The organism is Sediminimonas qiaohouensis DSM 21189 (assembly GCF_000423645.1).
Taxonomy (GTDB): domain Bacteria; phylum Pseudomonadota; class Alphaproteobacteria; order Rhodobacterales; family Rhodobacteraceae; genus Sediminimonas; species Sediminimonas qiaohouensis.
In genome coordinates, this window is sequence record NZ_AUIJ01000056.1 from 1 (window position 1) to 3597 (window position 3597).

Annotated in this window: 4 protein-coding genes and 1 pseudogene; 4 read left to right on the plus strand and 1 reads right to left on the minus strand. The window is 61.0% G+C overall.

Annotated elements, in window-relative coordinates:
- Positions 1–646: 646 nt before the first annotated feature.
- The 3 genes and pseudogenes from G568_RS20625 to G568_RS20910 form a co-directional block, all read left to right on the plus strand.
- Positions 647–1546: an OmpA family protein gene (locus G568_RS20625; protein WP_211222282.1), complete on the plus strand. Its 900-nt coding sequence runs from the start codon at positions 647–649 to the stop codon at positions 1544–1546.
- Positions 1547–1846: 300 nt separating this feature from the next.
- Complete coding sequence (locus G568_RS19445) at positions 1847–2689, plus strand: class I SAM-dependent methyltransferase (RefSeq protein ID WP_051203154.1); 843 nt, start codon at positions 1847–1849, stop codon at positions 2687–2689.
- 241 nt (positions 2690–2930) lie between these two features.
- Positions 2931–3236 (plus strand): annotated as a pseudogene (locus tag G568_RS20910) (type I restriction-modification system subunit M N-terminal domain-containing protein); the annotation flags it as partial.
- A gap of 17 nt (positions 3237–3253) precedes the next feature.
- On the opposite strand, the gene G568_RS20850 reads toward G568_RS20910, so the two are convergent.
- Complete coding sequence (locus G568_RS20850; RefSeq protein ID WP_281169020.1) at positions 3254–3388, minus strand: hypothetical protein; 135 nt, start codon at positions 3386–3388, stop codon at positions 3254–3256.
- Positions 3389–3412: 24 nt separating this feature from the next.
- Between G568_RS20850 and G568_RS20760 the strand changes: the two genes are divergently transcribed.
- Positions 3413–3526, plus strand: a complete 114-nt coding sequence (locus G568_RS20760) for an N-6 DNA methylase (protein WP_245582979.1) — start codon at positions 3413–3415, stop codon at positions 3524–3526.
- The last annotated feature ends 71 nt before the right edge of the window (positions 3527–3597 follow it).

Consider the following 3597-nt stretch of genomic DNA (forward strand, 5'->3'; position numbering starts at 1 on the left):
TCGAAGGCGTCACATTCACCGACGGTGTCGCTGAAAACGACACCGAAAACCGCGCCGCTTGATCAGGCCCCGTCACCCAAAATCCCGCATAGCTCTTTTCCCAAGTGCGGGGTGAGGTGGGGCGCTTGTGTGACGCTCCATAGTGCGCGTGTCCAAGGTTAGATGTCACATGTTCCTGTTGACTCCGCGCGCCATATGATTGCGCACAGCGGATAAGGTCTCAGGCAGTAGGTTCAATGGGGTGTTCGGCAGGGCCGCCAAGCCACCTACCTCACCTTGGCTGGTGCCGGTATAGGGCGAGGAATGGCTGCGAGTCGGTTTGAAGCCTGCTCGCCGGATCCCTTGTGTGAGTGCGAAGTCCTAGAAACGGCAGGCATCTTGGGGAGGATGCGTTCTGGCGCCGCAAAGCTACTGCGATCGAAAGCTCCCATATGCCCCGCCAGTGAGATCAGATCACCGCTTGTGTCCATTATGGCCCGCAGCCTAAATTATCCAAGCGACAACTCGCGTTTCGACAGCACCAGCTCTTCACTGGCCGGTTGACACGGCATCGTGAAGGTGGTGCGCTTCAACGAACATCCCGCATCTCAGAATACTGATATTGCTTCAGCACATGACGGAGGCCCTTTTGACGCGTTCTTTCCGCTTGCTCCCAGCCCTCACGATACTTCTTGCCGCTCTCGCGGCCCCGGCTCTGGCCCAACCCGACGAGAGCAGCGAGTATCAGGATGGTAAGCGAGGCACTGTGACCTTGCCGCAGGGCGATCGGTCCTTCGCCGACGTGGTCGTGGCCCACAATCAGGGAACTGGCAAGATCGTGGATGGCGCCCGTGATCCGAAGGCCGCACTTGGCGCGCCGGATTTTTCGGGCGACGTGGATGACGGCAGCTTCCTGTCGCTCGGATGCGACGGATCGGTCATCCTACAATTCACGGACAACGCACTGATTGATGTCGAGGGGCCCGATCTTTATGTCTTCGAGGTTGGCCCGAATGTCGAAGCCATGAGCCTTGCAATCTCGGAGGATGGCACGACCTGGACAGATCTGGGTGAGATCAGCGGCGGCCGAGCCGAGGTGGATATCGCCGGTCTTGCGCCGACGGATACGAGCTTCCGCTATGTGCGCCTGACAGACGACGGGATCGATTGCGGTTCGAGATTCGCGGGCAGCGATATCGATGCGGTTGCGGCGATCGGCTCCACGATGCGGTTCGTGCTGGAAGGGGAGGTTCTGTTCGGGGTGGACAGCACAGAACTGCGCAACGACGCGCAGACCGCCCTCGATGCGCTCGCGCTGGATATCGCCGCCGCGGATCTCGGCAGTTTCCGCGTCATCGGACATACCGATTCCACTGGAAGCGACGATTACAACCTTGCCCTGTCGCAAGAACGGGCGAAGGCAGTGCGAACCTATCTGGGCAATCACCCGGATCTGGCCGGCGCGACCATCACCTCCGAGGGTCGTGGAGAGACAGAGCCCGTAGCCAACAATGCAACTGAGGCGGGCCGCAGCAAGAACCGAAGGGTCGAGATCATCGGCTATTGACGCGGTTTCTGTCGATCCCGCGACAGCGCAATGGTGCCCGTGTCGCACTGCGCGGCAGGGCTGGCGCTCAAACAGCTCCGGGATGGACCGACCGTGATCAGACAGGCCGCCTCAGTTAGACACGGGCGGAAGAGCTGAAGGGAAACGCTGGACATTGGCTCGCCGGTGATGACCGATTTGGACGGAAGAACAAAGCCGCCCTTTGCACGCCCTTTCTCCCGGTGGCCCACAGGCAGGCCTTACCCCACGTTGTGTTACTTGCTACCGTCAGGGGACCAATCCGATTTACAGGAGGGCGACATGTCGGGCGAAGAAACCAATGCATCGGCTGCTTCGAAGTATTACGACGATGCCGATGTTGCGGATTTCTACCGCCTCGTGTGGGGTGGGGCGGACATCCATATCGGGCGCTACGACAGCGGCGAGGAAACGGTTGCCAAGGCATCGGCGGCGATGACGCGCTACTTACTCGATCTGGCCGGGCTGGGCCAGGGCGATGCGGTGCTCGACATCGCGTGCGGCTATGGCGGGACACTCAGGCTGTTGGCCGAGCGTGGCTGCTACCCCAAGGGGATCGACATCGCCTCGGCCTGTGTCGACGAGGCGCGCCGGGCCAATCGTGCCGCGGGCCTGGACGGGATCATCACGGTCGAGATCGGCGATTTCCACGGCATCGAGAGCGCGTCCGCAGCTTGGGACGCCGTGATTTGCCAAGAGTCCCTGATCCATTCCAACGCCAGACCACGGGTCCTTTCCGAGGTTTTCCGAGTTTTGCGCCCCGGTGGCGTCTTCGCCTTCTCGGACATCCTGACCCGCGCGGGGGCCGAGATCGCCCTGGTCGAGGCGGCGTTCGACCGGCTTGGTGTGCAGGCCGATGCCACGCCGCGCGATTACCGCGATATGGCTGTGGCAGCCGGGTTCGACATTCTCCACGCCGAAGAGCGGCCCCACGACATCCGGACCCATTACGACAAGCTGGCCGCCCGGCTCGCCCGCCCCGTGGAGGGACTGAACCCCGGCGCGGCGGGCCGCATCGCAGAGAGCATTTCGCGTTGGCAAAAGGCGCTGGCGGGTGGCCACATTACCTGGGCGTGCTTTGTCGCGCGAAAGCCAGGGCCATGGCGCAGATCACCGATACCGTGAGAGCCACGGTTTCGCTGGCGTTTCGTGGCAGGGTTCGACGCGGGCGGGGAATGGATAGAAGCCGGTATGAAGCCTGCTCGCTGGATCCCATGGCACGGTGCGATGTCCTAGAAGGGGCGAGTATCCGTGATGGAAATGCGTTCTGGCGCGGCACAGCTACTGCGATCGGAAGCTCCCGTATCCGCTCTTGCACTCTCGGGCCTCACGGCACATCCTGAGCGAGAAAACGGCAGGGATGGTGATGAGCAACAACGATATTAAGAGCCTGGGCAGTTTCGTCTGGTCGATCGCCGAACTTCTGCGGGGCGATTTCAAGCAATCCGAGTATGGGAAGGTCATTCTACCCTTCGTTGTGCTGCGCCGTCTGGACTGTATCCTCGAAGAGACCAAGCCGGCTGTTCTGGATATGGCGGCCTCGCTGCCCAATGACATGGACGACGAAGCGCGTGACGCGTTGCTGTCCGGCGTCGTCGGGCAGGATATTCGCCTCTATAACGAGTCGCGCTTCACATTCGCCTCGCTGAAGGGGCAGGATGCGAAGGACATCCATCAGAACCTGCTCGACTACATCACGCGGTTCTCATCCAATGTCCGCGACTCTTTCTCGAGAAGTTCCTGTTCACCGATCAGCTCAAACGCCTCAACGACGCCGGCCTGCTCTACCAGGTGTTCGACAAGTTCACGCAGATCGACCTGCATCCCGACGCTATCTCCAATCTCGAGATGGGGTATCTGTTCGAGGATCTCATCCGGCGCTTTTCGGAAATCTCGAACGAGACGGCTGGGGAGCACTACACGCCGCGCGAGGTCATTCTGTTGATTGTCACTGAGACCTGACCCGGCATTGTCACCGAGATTTGACCCACCCAGTTATTATGTTCTGCGCGTCATGATGGCGTCAATGCGGT